This is a genomic window from Nocardia africana NBRC 100379 (genome assembly GCF_001612635.1).
In the GTDB taxonomy this organism is placed as follows: Bacteria; Actinomycetota; Actinomycetes; order Mycobacteriales; family Mycobacteriaceae; genus Nocardia; species Nocardia africana.
The window spans coordinates 205,863-222,575 of record NZ_BDAV01000015.1 but is presented as its reverse complement, the minus strand read 5'-3'; the positions used below and the strand labels follow the sequence as shown (position 1 = coordinate 222,575).

The window sequence follows — 16,713 nt, the reverse complement described above, 5'->3', positions numbered from 1 at the left end:
CGTGCTGCCCCCGCCCGCCCGTCCGCAGCCGCCGCGCGCATCCGGCGGTTCCGGTGTCATCGGTGGTTCCGGAGTGATCGGTGAATCCGGTGTCATCGGCGCCGGTCCCTCCGCCGCAGACGAGGCGGTGCCTGGCGCGGGAACGTCCGAACCCGCCCCGAACCCGGGGCACGCCGCGCCGAATCCGGGACAGGCCCCTTCGCGCACCCCGGAACCCCCAGCGCCGCAAGCACCTTCGGCGCCGCCCTCGGTCTCGCTGCCCGGTTCGGATACCGCGCCGAACCGCGGCGTGGTGCGGCCACCGCAGGTCGTCCGCCCCGGTATGCCGCCCCGGACGGTGCCCGCCCCGGACACCGCTCCCGATGCCACCGATTCGGTGCCGCCGACGGCTCCGGTCGGCACCACGCCGCGGGTGCTGCCACCGAAACCGTCGAAGGTACCGCCGCATCCGTCGGTCCGCGCCCAGCTCTATCGACCGGACGCTCCGCCGTACCACCCGGGACAGCCGCCCGCCCAGGGGCCCGGGCAGACGCCGAGCGCCGGACGGCCCGGCCACAGCGGACCGCCCGCCGCTCCCGACGGCTCCGGACACACCCCGAACGCGCCGCAGGGCACCCCGGGTTCGTCCACACCGACCCGGCACGGCTCCGGACGGGCCGAACCGGCCGGACGCCCCCAGCAGGGGCCCGACCGGACGCAGCGCGTCGCCCCCGACGGACGGCCGCCCGCCGTGCAGCCGCCGCGGCGGATCCAGCCCGACGGCATGCGCCCTTCGCCTACGCGGACAACGGAATCCGGGCCCGGCAGTGTGCCCCCCGGCATGCCCCGGGAGCCGAAGGACACGGAGGCGACCCAGGAGTTGCACGAACCGGCGAATCCCGGAAACCGGCCACCGGCCGGCGGCCACAATGCCCCAGGGCCTGGGGCCGACCTCGGCTCGGCGATGCCGCATGGTCCTGGGCCGGCCGCTTCCGGCGCCGTGGACTCCGGAGCCTCGACGGCGCCGGACCGTGAAAACTCCGCGCCCGCAACCGAATCCGATACGTCCGGAGATGCGTCCGCTCACCCCGCCGGACCCGGTGGGGACAACCGCAACAACATCGAACAGTGGATGGCGGACCTGCGCTCGTCCCGCCGTCGCCCCGAGCCGGAACCGGCCGATCCCGACGACGAGGGGAAGCACCGCACCAGCGGCCGCACGGTGAGCGTCAACGAACTGCTGCGCCGCCAGAACCGGGACTGATCGCCTCGGGCGGGCCGGCGGTTTCCGTACCGGCCCACGCCCGAGGCTCTACCATGCCCCCATGCTGAACTCCGCGCGGAACGGGGTGCGTTGTTCCGCGACGGCGAGGGAAACATGATCGGACTCGGCCAGGTCGTCGAGTCAGAACCCCGACATCAGCTTCTTCCACTGCACGCCGAACGGATGCTTCGCGGTGATCGAGCTGAACCGGCTGCGCCCGTGCACGATGATGTGCAGCGGTCCGATCGGCGGGCCGGTACGCACCTTGTTGTTGGCGCTGGAGCCGATCAGCTCCACGCCGTTGAGGTCGACGGTCGCCTCACCGGGCAGGATCATGGTGAGCGAGCTGCAGAAATCGTCGACCCGGATCTCGACCACCTGGGTCGACATCACGGCCTGGGTGAAATCCAGCGTGACGCCCGACAGATAGCTGTTGACGTACAGCGAGGGCGGCACCTGCCACGGTCCCTTCCGGGTGACGCCGGACAACCGCGGACGAATCGCGGTTTCGGTCTCGACGCGTCCGCCGGGGGCGCCCCACCGCCACGTCGGAGCCGATCCGGGCGAGGCGGCCGGCTGCGCGGGATTCGGTTGTCCCGCAAGGCGAATCCCGGGCAGGTCGATCAGGACGGCGTTGAGTTCGCCGCGCGTCTTGGCCGCCAGCGCGGTATCCATCCGCTCAGTGAACTCACCCAGGGACAACATGCCCAGCCCGACCGCGCGCTGCAGCAAGGTACCGACGTGTTCGCGTTCTACATCCGATACTCGCAGGTCACGGTCGCCCACGGCTCCCCCGGTTCCCGCGGACCCCGGGGCGGAAACGGTCTCACCACCCATGTTCACGAGGCTACCGGCGCCGCAGCCGCGGCACATCAGGGCAATCCCTGATCCTGCCCCCGGCTCAGCCTTCGCCCGCGTCACCGCCGCCCGCATCGGACCGCGATTCGGCCGGTCGATACCGGCCCAGCTCGGGCCGGTCGGGGTCGGCGTGGAACATCGGCTCCCCGGGTTCCCCGGTATTGAGTTCCTGATACAGCTCTTCCGGGCTGCCGACCAGCAACGAGCGGATCGCGGTGTTCATCACCGCGACGAACGGCACCGCCAGCAGACCGCCCGCGATACCGGCCAGCACCACGCCAGCCGTGATCGCCAGCACTACCGCCAGCGGATGGATGCGCACCGCGCGTCCCAGCAACAACGGTTGCAGCACATGGCCTTCCAGCTGCATCACCGCCACCGTGATGCCGAGCACGATCAGCGCGGTGACGACGCCCTTCGTCATCAAGGCCAGGAACACCGCGATGAAACCCGCGAGCAGGGAACCGACGATCGGAACGAAGGCGCCGATGAACACCAGCGATGCCAGCGGAAGGGCCAGCGGCACACTCAGAATCGCCAGCCCGGCACCGATGCCGATGGCGTCGACGGCCGCCACCACGACGGTGGCGCGCACGAATCCGATCAGCGTGCCGAAGCCGAGCCGCCCGGCGGTACGCACCCGTTCGCGTTGCGGGGTGGGCACGATCCGGGTCACGAAATTCCAGATCTGGTCCCCGCCGTAGAGGAAGAAGATCAGGATGAACAGCGTCAGGAAGGCGCCGGTCAGGAATTCGCCGACCGCCGCGGCGGTCGTCAGAGCGCCGCTGGTCAGCGAATCCTGATTGGCCTCCAGGGTTTTGATGATCGTATTGCCACCGTTGCGGATCTGGTCGTTGCTCAGATGCAGCGGACCGTTGATCAGCCAGTCCTGCACGGTGTGGATGCTGGTCTTGAATTCGTCGGTCAGCTGCGGCACACCGGTGATGAACTGCTCGATCACGAAGGTGAAGATCCCCGCCAGCAAGCCCAGCGATCCGACCAGGGCCACGAATACCCCGATGCCGCGCGGCATTCCGAGGCGTTGCAGCAGATCCACCAGCGGCGAGAGCAACGCCGCCGCGAGCAGGGCGATCGCGACCGGAATGACCACCGTGGTCAGCTTGTGCGCCAGATAAGCGACCGCCAGCACCGCCACCAGGATGATCAGCAATCGCCAGCACCATTCGGCGCCTTGACGCACCAGCGGATGCACCGAGTCGGCGGCGCTGCGCTCGCGCCCGCGATCGGGTGCGCTACGGCTCGAAGCCGCCGATGCGACGCCCGCCGGGGCAGGCTCGGCCGGATTCCCGGAGGTCTTGCTGTCCCCACTCACGCCGCGAGCCTATCGGCCGGGGACGCAACCGGCACGTGTCCGCTCCGCCCGAATCCGGTGACCTACGACGCGCACCGCTAGATTGGTCAACGTGTCAGCGCCTCTGGAAGCGGTCAAACAGACCATGCGAACGCGCTGGCCGCTGTACCTCGCATCGATGCTGGCGGCCAATGCCTTCAGTGCGGTCCTGGTCTACGCGTTCATCCAGTACGGGCTGCCCGCGCCCGAGGGCACACCGAACGGGTTGCGGCGCGCCGGCCTGCTGCTTCCGGTGCTCGTGTTCTCGATCGGCGGATTTCTGAGCGTCACCGCCTCGGCGCTGATGCTGCGGCCGGTGATGCGCTGGCAGATGCGCGGCGGTCCGCCCAGTCGCCAGGAACAGATGGCGGCGTTGCACGCGCCGCTGCGGCAGTCCATCCTCCACCTGCTGTTGTGGCTGGTGGGTGGTGCGGTGCTGGCCGCGCGGATCATCGTGGAAACACCCGAGCTCGCGGGTGCGGTGATCGTCACCGAATGTATGGCCGCCACCATCGTGTTCGGCTTCACCTACATGCTGGGGGAACGGATCCTGCGCCCGGTCGCCGCGCACGCGCTGACGACCGGCACCTTCGATCACACCCTCACCCCCGGTGTCGGCACGCGCATGGCGATGACCTGGGGTATGGGCACGTTCGCGCCGACCATCGCGATCGTGCTGCTGTGCGTCACCCAGATCACCTCGCAGGTGCATTTTTCGGCGCAGTCGCTGGCCATCTCGATCCTGCTGCTGTGCGGGGTGGTGATCATGCAGGCGCTGGCGCTGTCGATGCTCACCGCGTCGAGCATCTCCGACCCGGTGCGACAGCTCTCCCGGGCGATCAACCGGGTGCAGGCGGGCGCGCGCGATGTGCAGGTCGAGGTCTTCGACGGCAGTGAGATCGGCCTGCTGCAGGTCGGTTTCAACCGCATGATGGAAGAGGCCGCGCAGCGCCGCGAACTCCAGGAACTGTTCGGCCAGCACGTCGGCGAGGAAGTGGCCCGGCGCGCGCTCGAGTACGGCACCGAACTGGGTGGTGAAACCCGGTTCGTGGCCGTGCTGTTCGTCGATATGGTCGGCTCGACCGCCACCGCCGCCGAGCGGCCGCCCACCGAGGTGGTCAGCCTGCTCAACGAATTCTTCCGGGTGGTGGTCGATGTGGTCGACCGGCACAACGGCCTGATCAACAAGTTCGTCGGCGATGCGGCGCTGGCGATCTTCGGTGCGCCACTGGACCGTCCGGACGCGCCGACCGCCGCGCTGGCCGCCGCCCGCGATCTGCGTGAGGCGCTGCGCGAGGTGCCGGGCCTGGACATCGGCATCGGGGTCTCGGCCGGACTCGCCGTCGCCGGAAATATCGGCGCCGCGAATCGCTTCGAGTACACGGTGATCGGCGATCCGGTGAACGAGGCCTCGCGCCTCACCGAATTGGCGAAGGAACATCCGGGCCGCGTCCTGGCCTCGGGCAGCGCCCTGTACTTCGCCGACGACGACGAACAGAAGCAGTGGATCTCCGGCGACGAGGTGCAATTGCGCGGCCGCCGTCGCAAGACCAGGCTCGCGTGGCCGAAGGCGCTGGGCTGAGCCGCCCGATGCTCCACCCCGCGCCGTCGTGGCCGGTTGACCGGCCACCACGCGTCCGCTGCCGCCTTCGGCCCCGGCCGCACTAGGCTGGGCGTCGTGACGGCCCACGCTGAACCCGGCGCCGAACCGGCGCGGCCCGTGCGGCGCAGGTTCCGCTGGTTGAAATGGGCCCTCGGCGTTGCCCTGTCGGCGTTGCTGATCGCCGAGGGCGTATACCTGTGGCCGCGCCTGCACGATTCCTGGCGCAACCTCACGGAGATCCACTGGGGCTGGGTCGCCCTGTGCATCTGGATGCAGGCGTTGTCGATGAGCGGATTCGGCCGCATCCAGAAACGCCTGCTGCGCGCCGGCGGGGTCGATGTCTCGCAGCGCGCGTCGGTATCGGTCGTCTACGGAGCCACCGCGATGTCGGTGTCGCTGCCCGCAGGCCAGGTGTTCTCCACCGCCTTCACCTATCGCCAGACCCGCCGCTGGGGTGCGAGTGCGATCGTCGCGTCCTGGCAGCTGCTGATGTCGGGCGTGGTCGCGACGAGCGGAATGCTGCTGCTCGGTGTGGGCGGCGCGCTGCTGGTCGGCAATCGCATCGGTCCGTGGAAGCTGGTACTCACGCTCGGAGCGGTGGCGCTGCTGGTGTGGGCGGGCAAATACGTCTCCGGCAATCCCGGTGCGCTGCAGGCGCTGGTGCGCCGCGGGGTGCGGCTGGTCAACCGGATTCGGCGACATCCGGCCGATGCCGGTCTGGCGCACGTCGACGAGGTGTTGCGACAGCTGGAATCGGTGGACCTGAACCGCCGCGACGCCGCGTGGGTCGCGTTCTGGGCGGTCGTGCATCGGCTCGGTGATGTGGCCTGCCTCGGTGCGGCCTGCTACGCGGTCGGCGCCGATCCCCGCTGGGCGGGCCTGCTGATCGCCTTCAGCGTGGGCAAGGCGGTCGGCACCATTCCGTTCGCACCCGGCGGCATCGTCTACGTCGACGCCACCCTGATCTACAGCCTCACCGCCGCCGCGGGACTGCCGGCAGCGCAGGCTGTGGCCGCCGCGTTCGTCTATCGCATGGTGAGTTTCATTCTCGTCGCGATCATCGGCTGGATCGTCTTCGTCTTCCGCTTCCGCAACCCGCAGTCCGATGACGCCCAGTTCGAGCAGGAATTCGAACAGCGCTCGGCTCTGCTCGCCGAACCCCGGCGCGCGGACGGCGACGTGAACCGGTCGCTACGGGGGACCGATTCGCCCGGTCCGGCCGAACCCGACGGCGAACCGCAGCCCTGAGCGGTCCCGGGATCCGGCTGCCGCATCGCTGTCACTACCCTGGCGACCGTGAGGAAATGGCTGCCGCTGCTGATCGATGTCGTGCTGGTGATCGTGTTCTGCGCGATCGGCCGGCGCAGCCACGACGAGGCGGTGGCGGCGGGTCTGTTGCGCACGGTCTGGCCGTTCGGGGCCGGCCTGCTGATCGGCTGGGTGATTGCTCTGGCGGTTGCCGGCCGCGGTCGGCTGTCCGCCGCGCTCGCGCGATTCGACGGATCGGCGGTGTGGCCGACCGGCGTGACGGTGTGGTTGTCGACGCTGATCGGCGGCATGGTGCTGCGAGTGATCAGCGGTCAGGGCACCGCGGTCAGCTTCGTCATCGTCGCGGCGACCGTCCTCGCGGTCTTCCTGCTGGGCTGGCGCGCGGTGTGGGCCCTCGCCGCCCGGCGCATTCGTGTCAGCGGCGCATCCGTGAACTGAGGTCCGATCGCTACTTGTTGTCGTCCGGGGTGGCGAGCGACTGCAGCATCCGCGCGGCCATCCGGGAGGTGGCGTCGCCGCTGTCGATATCGTCGATGTGGATCGCGAAGGCCAGGTCACCGGCGTTGGCGAGCAGCCACCCATCCGAACCGGCGTTCGCGGTGAAGGCGGTGACCCCGGCGTAGCGGGCGACCGTCACCTCCTGCGGACTTCCGGTCGCGTCGCGCAGCATGCCGCGCAGCTTGTCGACCACATCGCCGGGCAGCGGTTCCAGCTTGGCCTCGGTGCTGCCGGGCCGGCCGATCTCGATCATCGGCGGAGCCACCGATCCGCGCGCGATCGTGGCCGCCGCGATCGCCATCCCGAACGGGCTGGCCAGGATCGGATCGTTGGTGCCCTGCTTGACCTGCTCGACGCCGCGACCACCGATCGGGAGCCGGCCCGTGGTCTCGTCCAGTCCGGGCACCTTGAATCCGATGCCGACGCCCAGCATGGCCGCCGCCTCGGCCGCATCCTGCACCGAAACGTCCTGCGGCGCCTTCTTCTTCACGATCGACGCGACCGCCTTGAACAGGTCCATCGCACCGCCGACCGGATAGGTCGCGGTGAAGGCGGGCGCACCCTGGGCGCTGGCGTAGTTGTTCTGGGCCGCCGCGACCACCGCACCGGTGGAGGGCTGGATCGCCACGATCGACGCCGCCGTGCCCACGCTGACCACGGCGTCCTCGGCCGCACGCTGCAACTTCTGGTCCATCGTGGAGGCGATGTCCGGGCCGGGCGGGCCCTGATATCCGGCCAGCTGGGTGACCATCCGGCCGTCGGGCTCGAACAGCTGCACACCCCAGCCGGCGTGCTGATCCCGGTTCTCCTGCCACACCTTATGCAGCGCCTCGGTCATGGGCGACCACACCCGCCGGTCGGCGACGATCAGCTTCGGCTGCTTCTCCATCACCACGCCCGGAATCGAGGCCATCCGGGGTTCGAGAATCGCGAAATCGTCCTCGCGCAGGCTCACCGCGGTGATCGGCTTGCCCTGCGAACCCGCCAGCTGCTGCATCAGTGAGGCGCCGGTGATCAGCGGCGCGACCGGTGCGATGGCGTCGGCCAAGGCGTTGGTGGTGCCGACCGGATCACCCGTCTTGGTGGGATCCACCTTGATGACGTTGATGGTCTGCTGGGTCAGCAGCGGCCGGCCGTCGTTGTCGTTGACCTTCGGCGGCGGCGTCGCCTCGGTGCGGACCAGCTTCACCGACCGCTTGGAATCCAGTTGCGGCATGACGACGGTGGGGTCCCAGGAAATCCGCCAGCCGATAGCCAGCTTGCGGATGTTGCCCTGCAGGTCGTAGCTCCAGTCCTTACCCGGCCCGAAGTTCCAGGCGGCTTTCATGTTGAACATCGCCGAATCGCCGTCGAGGCTGATGAACTGAACCAGCTTGTAATCGGGCTTACCGGGCTGGAGTCCGTCGAACATGGACTTCAGAGTGCTCTCGGCACCGGAGGGGTACGAGGTCAGTGCGGCGGCGCCGGCGGCGTCGCGATCGTCCATTAGCTGGGTGAAATGCTCGACGACCGCTTCGGGTCCACTCGGCGTGCTGTGAAAATCGCACGACCCCATCACGATCGCTACGGCAGCAATTGCGGCCAGTGCCACTGCGCCCCGAACGCGAAAGCGGCGGGATCCCCACACATCCATGTCGCCCACTCTTCACTCTTGTCACTCCAGCAACAAGACCAACGGTACCCGAAGGAGTTGCCCGCGGTCCCACCTAGGCACCGACCGCATCTTCCATGCTCAGCGACCACAATAGTGCCCGATCACCGACATCCGTTGCAGCCGGTCGGCGAAATCCACGGACGTGTTCGGAGCTTCCCCTTTCCTCCGACAGCGAAACCTCTCGTGCTCTATGCGGCGTAATCTTGTAATCACAGTTACACAGGAACTTTGACAGTGAGGAAATGTCATGAGACACGGACACGGACGTGGATTCGGTCGGCCCGGCGGCTGGCAACAAGCGGACCTTCCGGACGCCGCCGACGCTCCGGACTGGTTCGCCGGAAGGTTGCCGAGCGAGTGGTTCAGCGGTCCGGCGACCATCGAGATCGACCGCGACGAGATCGTGGTGATCGGGGAACTGGCGCTGCCGGAACCCGAAGCCGGCGAGGACGAGGCAGCCGGATCCGAACCGTCACCCGCGACGGTGGACGGTCTGATCGCCCGCTTCCGCGAATCGACCCGCCCGGCGCGCATGCAGATCGCTCAGGAGGCTCAGGCGCGCTACGGCCGCAATGTCGCCTGGGGCGTCTCGGTCAACGGGGAACGCACCCTGTTCACCCATCTCTCGGTGCCGGTGATGACGCGGCTGCGCCAGCCCGAACGCAAGGTGCTCGACACTCTCGTCGACGCCGGCGTCGCCCGCTCCCGCGCCGACGCGCTCGCCTGGACGGTGAAATTGGCCGGTAAGCACGCCGAGGAGTGGCTGGCCGAACTGCGGTCGGCGATGCGCAAGGTGGACGACCTGCGAGCCGAGGGGCCGCGCGGCCTGTGACCGGGCTAGGGTACCGATCATGGCACCGATTCTCGTGCTCAACGGCCCGAATCTGAATATGCTCGGCACCCGCCAGCCCGAGGTCTACGGCTCGGACACCCTCGACGACGTGGTCGAGCTGTGCCGGGAGACCGCCGCCCGCTTCGATCGCGAGATCACCGCCTATCAGTCCAATTCCGAAGGGGCGCTGATCGATCGAATCCATGCGGCCCGCGGGGTGGAAGCCGGGATCGTGATCAATCCCGGCGGCCTGACCCACACCTCGGTCGCCCTGCGCGACGCCCTGGTGATTCCCGAGGTGCCGATCGTGGAGGTGCACATCTCGAATGTGCACGCGCGCGAGGAATTCCGGCACCACTCCTACATCTCGCCGATCGCCACCGCGGTGATCGCCGGAATGGGGATCCGGGGCTACGCGGCGGCGATCGAATTCCTCTGCACCCGTTGAGCTTTCGCTCAGACGCCGTCGCGCAGTAGCCGGTACATCGGCACTCCACCGGCGGCGACCACCTTCTCCCACAGCTCCCGCACGGTATGCGACAGCGTGGCGTCCACACCCACCTCCGCGCTGGTCTCGACGACGTGCGCCGCCCCCGCCACCATCATCCGGGCGGAAGCGGCGTCACCCCAGCCGCCGGATTTCGCGGCGGCGGCGTATTCGGCCATGAAGAAGGGGAACGCTTCGGCGGAGCGCTGCGCGAACGGCAGGAAGCGGTCCACGTCGTGGCCTGCGCGCTCGACCACCGCGAGGGCCTGGTTGTAGCCGATCAGCCAGGGATGGAACAGCGTGAGCAGGGCCTGGTAGAACAGCTGCGCCAGCCCGTCGTCGGTGCCGAGGTACTCCGGCGCGCTGAGCGGGCGCAGCAGGTCGGCATGTGCGTCGAAGACCTCGCGCGCACCGCTGTAGAAGATGTAGGACGCCGGATGGGTGATGGTGTCGCCGGCCGACATGAACCCGCCGGACAGGAACCGCGCCCCGTGCGAGCGCACCCATCGGGCGCCCGCGCGGGTGCGCTCCGGAGAATCCGAGGACAGGTTCACGATCACCTTGTCCCGCAACCGTTCCGGAGCCCGCCCCAATACGTCGTACATGGCGGCGTAGTGGGTGAGGCTCAGCAGGATCACCTCGTTGCGGTCCAGTGCCTCGGCCACCGACTCGGCGCGATGAGCACCCAGTTCCGCCATCGCCTCGGCCTTGTCGGCGCTGCGATTCCAGACCGTCACCTCGGTGCCCGCGGCCAGCAGCACGCGCACGATCGCCCGGCCCATCGGGCCCAGCCCGATCACCGTGACGGAGGAACGTTCGGACATGGTGTACTCCTTGCTGTTTCGAAGTTCTTCCGATCGGCGCCGGATTCGATCGTCACCGGGATCCGCGTCCGCGGCAATAACGCACGTCGACGTCCGGTTGCTTACCTCGACGTTCGGAAAATGGTCAGGAGGCCGAGATGGCGAACGAATGTGACACACAACACTCGGTATGCGGGATGTCGGTGGCCATCGACGTGGTCGGCGGCAAGTGGAAACTCCACCTGATGTGGGTGCTGGGTGAGGGCCCGCAGCGCTTCGGCCGCATCCGCGCCCTGCTGCCCGGGGTGAGTGAGAAGGTGCTCACCGAGAATCTCCGCCACCTGGAATCCCACGGCGTGGTCCGCCGCGAGGTGTTCCCCGAAATCCCGCCCCGGGTCGAATATTCGCTCACTCCCTCGGGCGTCGAATTGGCCGCTGCCCTGCGACCGCTCGAACAGTGGGGCGAGCGGCGCCGCGACGAACTGTTCGACACCGCGTCGGCGTGAGGGCGGATCAGCGCAGATAGTCGCCCGCTATGCGGGCGCCGAGTTCTTCGAGGAGGCGGGCGGCCTCGGCGATGGATCGCTCCGGATCGGGTTCGAGGTCGCTGAGGGGGTAGCAGCGGGCGAAGCCGGCGGCGCGGAGTCGCTCCGGGCTCAGGGCGCAGCGTCCGGCGACGGCGACTACCGGCGCGCCCGCGGCGGCGGCCGCGACTCCGGCGGGCGCCTTGCCGCGCAACGTCTGCTCGTCCATCGCACCCTCGCCGGTCACCACCACGTCCGCGTCCCGGACCCGGCCGGCGAAATCGATCAACTCGAGAATCACCTCGATGCCGGACCGCTGCCGCGCTCCCAGCACCGCCATGGCCCCGAATCCGGTGCCACCCGCGGCGCCCGCTCCGGGATGCCCGGCCAGGTCGGCGCCGCGCTGAGGCGCATCCCCCGTCCGGAGCGGGTGACCACTCGTGTCGACCAGGCGCGACCAATGAGCAAGGATCGCTTCGAGTTCGGCGCACTGCCGGGGTGAAGCGCCCTTCTGCGGCGCGAAAACCGCTGCGGCACCGTCCGGTCCGAGCAGCGGATTGTCGACGTCTCCGGCGAGTACGAAGTCCGCGTCCCGGACGGCCGGATGCAGAGCGGAGTGGTCGAGTCGACGTGCGCGAGCCAGAGCCGCTGCGCCCGAGCCGATTTCGGCGCCGTCCTCGTCCAGGATGTGCAGCCCCAGCGCTTGGAGCATGCCGGCGCCGCCGTCGGTGGACGCACTACCGCCCAGCCCGAGGACGACCTCGCGGATGCCGTGGTCGAGCGCGTGGCGGATCAGCACACCGAGCCCGTACGTGCCCGCACCCATCGGATCCGTTCGGCCGCCGGGTAATTCGACCAGCCCGACCGCTGCGGCCAATTCGACGACAGCCGTATTCCCCCGTACCGCGTAGCTCGCCGAATGCGGCGCGCCGGTCGGCCCGACGGTGTCGACCCGCACCCGCTCCCAGCCCGCGGCCACGAACGCGTCGACGGTGCCGTCGCCACCGTCGGCGACGGGTACCTGCCGGACCTCCGCATCGGGGGTCTCGCGCGCGATTCCGGCCGCGAGCGCCGCCGCCACCTCCGGCGCCGCCAGCGATCCCTTGAACTTGTCCGGTGCTATCACCACTCGCCACGGCTTTTCACGCACCATCGCCACCCCGATCCGTCGGCAAGCAGTCGAACACGCTCACGGTACTGCCCGTGCCCCGACCATGCCGGGAACCCGATCCACCGGAGCGGCCCGTCGCTCCGGCATCCCGGTGCGACGGTCGCGGGGCGGCCGGATCACGGCATCGGCGCCTGATCCACATGATCGATCCCGGCCTCGCCGGTACGCAGGTACCGCACCACGGCGTCGTCCAGCGGAGCATTACCGCGACCGAAGGTGCCGTGGTCACCACCGTCGACGGTGATCAGATGTCCGTGCAGGGCCGCCGCCATCGCGGGACCGCCCGGATACGCGGTCACCGCGTCGTGGCGACTCTGCAGTACCAGCGGCGCGGTGGCCAGGCCGTGGTCGGCGATCGGCGTCGGCGTCGTCACGGGATCCCAATCGGCGCAGGCCAATCCGCTGCGCACCAAGTCGGCGCGGGCGTCGAGGGCATTGCCGCCGGAGGCGACGATGGCGGCCGCCGAACCGATGGCGTCCAATCGGGCCGGCACCGCGTTCTCGTTGCAGGTGATCGCGGCGAACACCGCCTGGCCGGTCGGGTCGGTGCTCGCCACGCCCGCGATCGCGCGCATCCGCCGCAGATCGCCGGGTTGCGCGTTCGCCTCGGCCATCGCCTGCGCCAGACTCGGCCAGAAGCCGCGGGCGTAGGCGGCCACGGTGGTCGCCGACACCAGCGGCACCTGGGCCGACATGCCGCCGGAGATCAACGCGCGCACTAGATTCTGCGCCTTGCCCATCTCCTCGGTGCCGGCGTTCACTCCCTCGCGCGCCACTGCCGGCAGCGGTGCGGGCAGCTCGCGCGGCAGGTCGGCCGCCGACACCGGGGGCGGAGTCAGATTGGCGTACCAGCCGCCGCCCTGGGCCGACACCAGCCGAACCCAGGTCTCGTACACCCGCAGCGCCGAATCACCGAGGTGATAGACGGTGTCGTGCTGGGCGATCCAGCCGAACAGGTCGTCGAGCCGCTGTTTCCCGGCGTGCTGCTGCTGTGCGAACTGTTCGGTCCACACCCACCGGGGGTCGACATTCGAGTCCAGCACCATCCGCTCGACATGCTGGGGGAACAGCGACGCGTAGACCGCGCCCAGATAGGTCCCGTAGGAGATGCCGAGGAAGTCGATGCGCTCCAGCCCCAGCGCCGCGCGCACCGCGTCCATATCGCGGGCCGTGGTCTCGGTGGTGATGGTCCGCAGGTAGCCGGGCTGGGCGGCATCACATGCCTTCCGCAGCGGCTCGCGCTCGTGGTCACCGTCCTGTGTGACCTCGGCCCCGCACGTCAGCGGCGTCGACCAGCGCAATCCGCGCGGCTGTACGGCCACCAGGTCGTAGTGTTCGATCAGATCCTTCGGCAGTCGGTCCAGCCGGACGCCCCAGTAGTCGAGGGCGTCCGCACCGGGCCCGCCCGGATTGGCGAACAGCGTTCCGTAGCGCTGCCCGCTCGCGCGGATTCGACTGACGGTCACCTCGATTCGCGAACCGTCCGGCACGGCGTAGTCCATCGGCACCGAGATCGACGCGCAGCGCGTCGGCCGCCCGTCGCCGACGGAACCGGCCGGGCACGTCCCGAAATCCGGCTCGGCCCGCGCGGTCGCCGGCACCAGCGCGGCGAGCACCGCCGTCAGTACCGCGATGGTGGCCGATCGTGCCGCCGCAGGTAGTCCCCGTCGTCCCATCCCCGCTGTCTCCCCGTCCGGCCGGTCGACGGCCGTCGTCGCATCGAGCATCCGACCACTCGAGCCCCCGCATTGTCGCCACCCGTGCCGGGGTGCGACAACTCGAACCACGTCCGACACGGGGAAGGATGTCGGCGTAGTCGCGCACCGTCGGTGATCGACACGCTCTAGGCTCAGCGAATGACGCAGGGTGCGCAGCAGAACACCGAGATTCGAGACAACCCCGAGTTCGACCGATTCGAACTGTATGTCGACGGACAGCAGGCCGGGGTGGCCGCCTATCAGGACACCGCCTCCGAGCGCGCCTTCGTGCACACCGAGATCTATCCGCAGTTCGAAGGCCAGGGCTACGGTCGCCTGCTGGTGCAGGGTGCGCTCGACCGGACCGTGGAACAGGGCTTCGGCATCCTGCCGCTGTGCGCGATGGTGCATCATTTCGTCGAATCCCGGCCGCGCTATCTGGCGACGGTGCCGCAGTGGGCGCGGGAACGATTCGGCCTGCCGCAGTAGCCGGGGTGGCCGCTTCGGAACCGAACCGCGAATCACGCGCCACTAAACACAGCGCGCGCCCCGCGTCGGTGCGATGATGACTAGCGTGGCACGCGCAGAGGAACACGGCGACCGCCCGAGACGCGAATCCCGGTACGAGGAACAGGCGGTGCGGCCCGGCACCTTGCTGGTCTCGGCAACGGAGCTGGTCGAGCCCACTTTCCGGCGCACCGTGATCTACATCGTCGAACACAACGATGCGGGCAGTCTCGGTGTCGTCCTGAACCGCCCGAGCGAGACCGCGGTGCAGGACGTGCTACCACGCTGGGCCGATCTCACCGCCGGACCCCGCACCCTGTACGTGGGCGGGCCGGTGAAGCGCGATTCGGCACTGTGTCTGACCACGGTCCGCGTCGGTGCCTCGATCGAAGGCATCCGCGGGCTGCGCCGCGTGGACGGTCGCGTGGCGCTGCTCGATCTGGACTCCGACCCCGATTCGATCGCACCGCTGGTCGAGGGCATCCGCATCTTCGCCGGCTACGCCGGGTGGACCTTCGGTCAGCTGGAGGGCGAACTGGAACGGGGGGACTGGATCGTGTTGTCGGCGTTGCCGTCGGATCCGTTGGCGGGACGCACCGATCTGTGGGCGCACGTGTTGCGCCGGCAGCCGCTGCCGCTGTCGCTACTGGCGACACACCCCATCGAACTAGAACGCAATTGATTACGTATCCACGGAGTGTGGTCCCCCGACGCTCGCCTCGACCGAGGCGGCGGATACGCCCGGTCGGCACCGATGTCTGACTCCGCGATCCCCCCCGTCGACGCGGCGCCCGCCCGGGCGCATCTGTTGCGGGTGCTCTACGACGAACACGCACCGACCCTGTGGCGTTACACCTACAGCCTGGTCGGCGATGCCGGACGCGCCGAGGACATCGTGCAGGAGACGCTGTTGCGGGCCTGGCAGCGTCCGCAGGTCCTCGACCAGTCGACGGCCTCGGCGCGGGCGTGGCTGTTCACCGTGGCCAGGCATCTCGCGGTCGACGAGTTCCGCAGTGCGCGGCATCGGCGCGAGTACGGCACCGACACGCCGCCCGAACAGGCGGCTCCGGACGAGGCGGAGCGTGCAGTGGACAGTTGGGTGATCACCGACGCGCTGGCTCGGCTCAGCTCCGATCACCGAGAGGTGATCGTGCGGGCCTACTATCGCGGACTGTCGACACACCAGATAGCGAAAGAACTGGCGATACCCGAGGGCACCGTCAAATCCCGGATGCATTACGGGATGCGAGCGTTGCGTTCGGCCCTACAGGAGATGGGGGTGACGAAATGACATCGGCCGACACCGCGTCGCACGACGACTATGCGACCTGGGATGCCCCGTATGTGCTCGGCGCCCTCGATCCCGAGCAGCGGCTCGAATACGAGACGCATCTGTCCGAATGCGCCGAATGCCGGCTCGCCATCGCGGACCTGTCGGGCTTGCCGGGTCTGCTCGGCCACGTGCCCGATGACGTCGCACTCTCGCTGATCGACGACGCGTCCGCCGCCGACCATGCCGGCGGTTTCGGTGACGCCGGCTTCGACGCCCTGCTGAACCGGGTGCGCACGAGCGAAGCCACGACCGACGGCGCCGGGATACTGCCCTTCGAATCGCATCCCGGCACCGGCCCGGTACCCGAGTCGCCCGCGGCCGAGCCCGGCGGAACTGCGGGCACCGCGACGGCCGGCGAAACCCCCGCCGAATCCGGGCGAACCGAGCCGGAGCAGCCCCCCGCCTCGCTGGCCGCGGCGCGCGAGCGCAAGCGCAGCCGCAGCGGCCCGTGGCTGGCCCTGGCCGGTGCGGTGGCCGCCGCCGCGGCCGCGGTCGCCATCACCATCCCGATCACCGTCGCGCACACTCAGCACAACAATCCGCCCACCGCCGAGCAGGTGGTCACGGAACGGCAGATGGATCAGGTGATCCCGTCCCCGATCACCGCGAACTTCACGCTCACGCAGCTGAATTCCGGCACCCGCGTGAACATGTCGTGCAACTACGCGCCGTCGGATACCGATTACACCTGGGACGGCGCGCTGTGGGTGGTGCACACCGACGGCACGCAGTCGATGGTGGCGCAGTGGACGGCACATCCCGGGCAGACGGTGACCGCGGACGGCATCACCTCGTCCCCGGCGGACAAGATCCAGTCGGTCGAAATCCGTTCGACCACAACGAATCAGGTGTTCCTGCGCGGAACGGTGTGAGCGGCGGAGCG

Annotated in this window: 16 protein-coding genes; 10 read left to right on the top strand and 6 right to left on the bottom strand. The window is 69.3% G+C overall.

Annotation, left to right across the window (positions count from 1 at the left end):
• Window positions 1-1,384: 1,384 nt before the first annotated feature.
• Together NA3_RS27450 and NA3_RS27445 are read right to left on the bottom strand one after the other, a co-directional pair.
• Window positions 1,385-2,029, bottom strand: a complete 645-nt coding sequence (locus NA3_RS27450) for a DUF1707 SHOCT-like domain-containing protein (protein ID WP_128145006.1) — start codon at window positions 2,027-2,029, stop codon at window positions 1,385-1,387.
• Between the two features lie 115 nt (window positions 2,030-2,144).
• Window positions 2,145-3,314 carry an AI-2E family transporter gene (locus NA3_RS27445; protein WP_062966634.1) on the bottom strand — a complete coding sequence of 390 codons (1,170 nt, stop codon included), beginning with the start codon at window positions 3,312-3,314 and terminating at the stop codon, window positions 2,145-2,147.
• A gap of 244 nt (window positions 3,315-3,558) precedes the next feature.
• On the opposite strand from NA3_RS27445, the gene NA3_RS27440 reads away from it, so the two are divergent.
• From NA3_RS27440 to NA3_RS27430, 3 genes are all read left to right on the top strand, one after another.
• Window positions 3,559-5,034, top strand: a complete 1,476-nt coding sequence (locus NA3_RS27440) for an adenylate/guanylate cyclase domain-containing protein (protein WP_062966633.1) — start codon at window positions 3,559-3,561, stop codon at window positions 5,032-5,034.
• A 96-nt stretch (window positions 5,035-5,130) separates the two neighbouring features.
• The gene (locus tag NA3_RS27435; RefSeq protein WP_062966521.1) at window positions 5,131-6,303 is read left to right on the top strand and encodes a lysylphosphatidylglycerol synthase transmembrane domain-containing protein; all 1,173 of its coding nucleotides are present in this window, start codon (window positions 5,131-5,133) and stop codon (window positions 6,301-6,303) included.
• Between the two features lie 48 nt (window positions 6,304-6,351).
• Complete coding sequence (locus NA3_RS27430) at window positions 6,352-6,762, top strand: DUF3054 domain-containing protein (RefSeq protein ID WP_062966520.1); 411 nt, start codon at window positions 6,352-6,354, stop codon at window positions 6,760-6,762.
• 10 nt (window positions 6,763-6,772) lie between these two features.
• On the opposite strand, the gene NA3_RS27425 is transcribed toward NA3_RS27430, so the two are convergent.
• The gene (locus NA3_RS27425) at window positions 6,773-8,455 is read right to left on the bottom strand and encodes an NTF2-like N-terminal transpeptidase domain-containing protein (protein WP_062966632.1); all 1,683 of its coding nucleotides are present in this window, start codon (window positions 8,453-8,455) and stop codon (window positions 6,773-6,775) included.
• Window positions 8,456-8,723: 268 nt separating this feature from the next.
• Here NA3_RS27425 and abmR point away from each other — a divergent pair, with 268 nt between their 5' ends.
• Window positions 8,724-9,308: an ATP-binding transcription factor AbmR gene (gene abmR, locus NA3_RS27420; protein WP_062966519.1), complete on the top strand. Its 585-nt coding sequence runs from the start codon at window positions 8,724-8,726 to the stop codon at window positions 9,306-9,308.
• 19 nt (window positions 9,309-9,327) lie between these two features.
• Window positions 9,328-9,756, top strand: coding sequence for a type II 3-dehydroquinate dehydratase (aroQ, locus tag NA3_RS27415; RefSeq protein WP_062966518.1), 429 nt, complete (start codon window positions 9,328-9,330; stop codon window positions 9,754-9,756).
• An 8-nt stretch (window positions 9,757-9,764) separates the two neighbouring features.
• Here the strand turns inward: aroQ and NA3_RS27410 are convergent, their stop codons facing one another.
• On the bottom strand, window positions 9,765-10,664 hold the full coding sequence (locus NA3_RS27410; protein ID WP_227995635.1) for an NAD(P)-dependent oxidoreductase: 900 nt from the start codon (window positions 10,662-10,664) through the stop codon (window positions 9,765-9,767).
• A 92-nt stretch (window positions 10,665-10,756) separates the two neighbouring features.
• Between NA3_RS27410 and NA3_RS27405 the strand changes: the two genes are divergently transcribed.
• Window positions 10,757-11,104 (top strand): winged helix-turn-helix transcriptional regulator, encoded by a 348-nt coding sequence (locus NA3_RS27405; protein WP_062966516.1) that lies wholly within the window; start codon window positions 10,757-10,759, stop codon window positions 11,102-11,104.
• 7 nt (window positions 11,105-11,111) lie between these two features.
• On the opposite strand, the gene NA3_RS27400 is transcribed toward NA3_RS27405, so the two are convergent.
• On the bottom strand, window positions 11,112-12,275 hold the full coding sequence (locus tag NA3_RS27400) for a glycerate kinase (RefSeq protein ID WP_062966631.1): 1,164 nt from the start codon (window positions 12,273-12,275) through the stop codon (window positions 11,112-11,114).
• Window positions 12,276-12,409: 134 nt separating this feature from the next.
• On the bottom strand, window positions 12,410-14,020 hold the full coding sequence (locus NA3_RS27395) for an alpha/beta hydrolase (RefSeq protein ID WP_227995606.1): 1,611 nt from the start codon (window positions 14,018-14,020) through the stop codon (window positions 12,410-12,412).
• Window positions 14,021-14,149: 129 nt separating this feature from the next.
• Between NA3_RS27395 and NA3_RS27390 the strand changes: the two genes are divergently transcribed.
• The 4 genes from NA3_RS27390 (at window position 14,150) to NA3_RS38265 (ending at window position 16,702) form a co-directional block, all read left to right on the top strand.
• On the top strand, window positions 14,150-14,479 hold the full coding sequence (locus NA3_RS27390) for a GNAT family N-acetyltransferase (RefSeq protein ID WP_062966514.1): 330 nt from the start codon (window positions 14,150-14,152) through the stop codon (window positions 14,477-14,479).
• 76 nt (window positions 14,480-14,555) lie between these two features.
• A complete protein-coding gene (locus NA3_RS27385; RefSeq protein WP_084491924.1) occupies window positions 14,556-15,179 on the top strand; it encodes a YqgE/AlgH family protein in 624 nt (207 codons plus the stop codon).
• A 72-nt stretch (window positions 15,180-15,251) separates the two neighbouring features.
• Window positions 15,252-15,788, top strand: coding sequence for a sigma-70 family RNA polymerase sigma factor (locus NA3_RS27380; protein ID WP_062966629.1), 537 nt, complete (start codon window positions 15,252-15,254; stop codon window positions 15,786-15,788).
• Window positions 15,785-16,702 (top strand): anti-sigma factor family protein, encoded by a 918-nt coding sequence (locus NA3_RS38265; RefSeq protein ID WP_062966513.1) that lies wholly within the window; start codon window positions 15,785-15,787, stop codon window positions 16,700-16,702. The genes NA3_RS27380 and NA3_RS38265 overlap by 4 nt, the downstream gene beginning before the upstream one ends.
• The last annotated feature ends 11 nt before the right edge of the window (window positions 16,703-16,713 follow it).

Coding starts and splice junctions, on each gene's coding strand:
- NA3_RS27380 (WP_062966629.1), top strand. CDS start 15,252: ATGTCTGACTCCGCGATCCCCCCCGTCGACGCGGCGCCCGCCCGGGCG.
- NA3_RS27425 (WP_062966632.1), bottom strand. CDS start 8,455: ATGGATGTGTGGGGATCCCGCCGCTTTCGCGTTCGGGGCGCAGTGGCA.
- NA3_RS27440 (WP_062966633.1), top strand. CDS start 3,559: ATGCGAACGCGCTGGCCGCTGTACCTCGCATCGATGCTGGCGGCCAAT.
- NA3_RS27400 (WP_062966631.1), bottom strand. CDS start 12,275: ATGGTGCGTGAAAAGCCGTGGCGAGTGGTGATAGCACCGGACAAGTTC.
- NA3_RS27405 (WP_062966516.1), top strand. CDS start 10,757: ATGGCGAACGAATGTGACACACAACACTCGGTATGCGGGATGTCGGTG.
- NA3_RS27395 (WP_227995606.1), bottom strand. CDS start 14,020: ATGCTCGATGCGACGACGGCCGTCGACCGGCCGGACGGGGAGACAGCG.
- NA3_RS27385 (WP_084491924.1), top strand. CDS start 14,556: ATGACTAGCGTGGCACGCGCAGAGGAACACGGCGACCGCCCGAGACGC.
- aroQ (WP_062966518.1), top strand. CDS start 9,328: ATGGCACCGATTCTCGTGCTCAACGGCCCGAATCTGAATATGCTCGGC.
- abmR (WP_062966519.1), top strand. CDS start 8,724: ATGAGACACGGACACGGACGTGGATTCGGTCGGCCCGGCGGCTGGCAA.
- NA3_RS27390 (WP_062966514.1), top strand. CDS start 14,150: ATGACGCAGGGTGCGCAGCAGAACACCGAGATTCGAGACAACCCCGAG.
- NA3_RS38265 (WP_062966513.1), top strand. CDS start 15,785: ATGACATCGGCCGACACCGCGTCGCACGACGACTATGCGACCTGGGAT.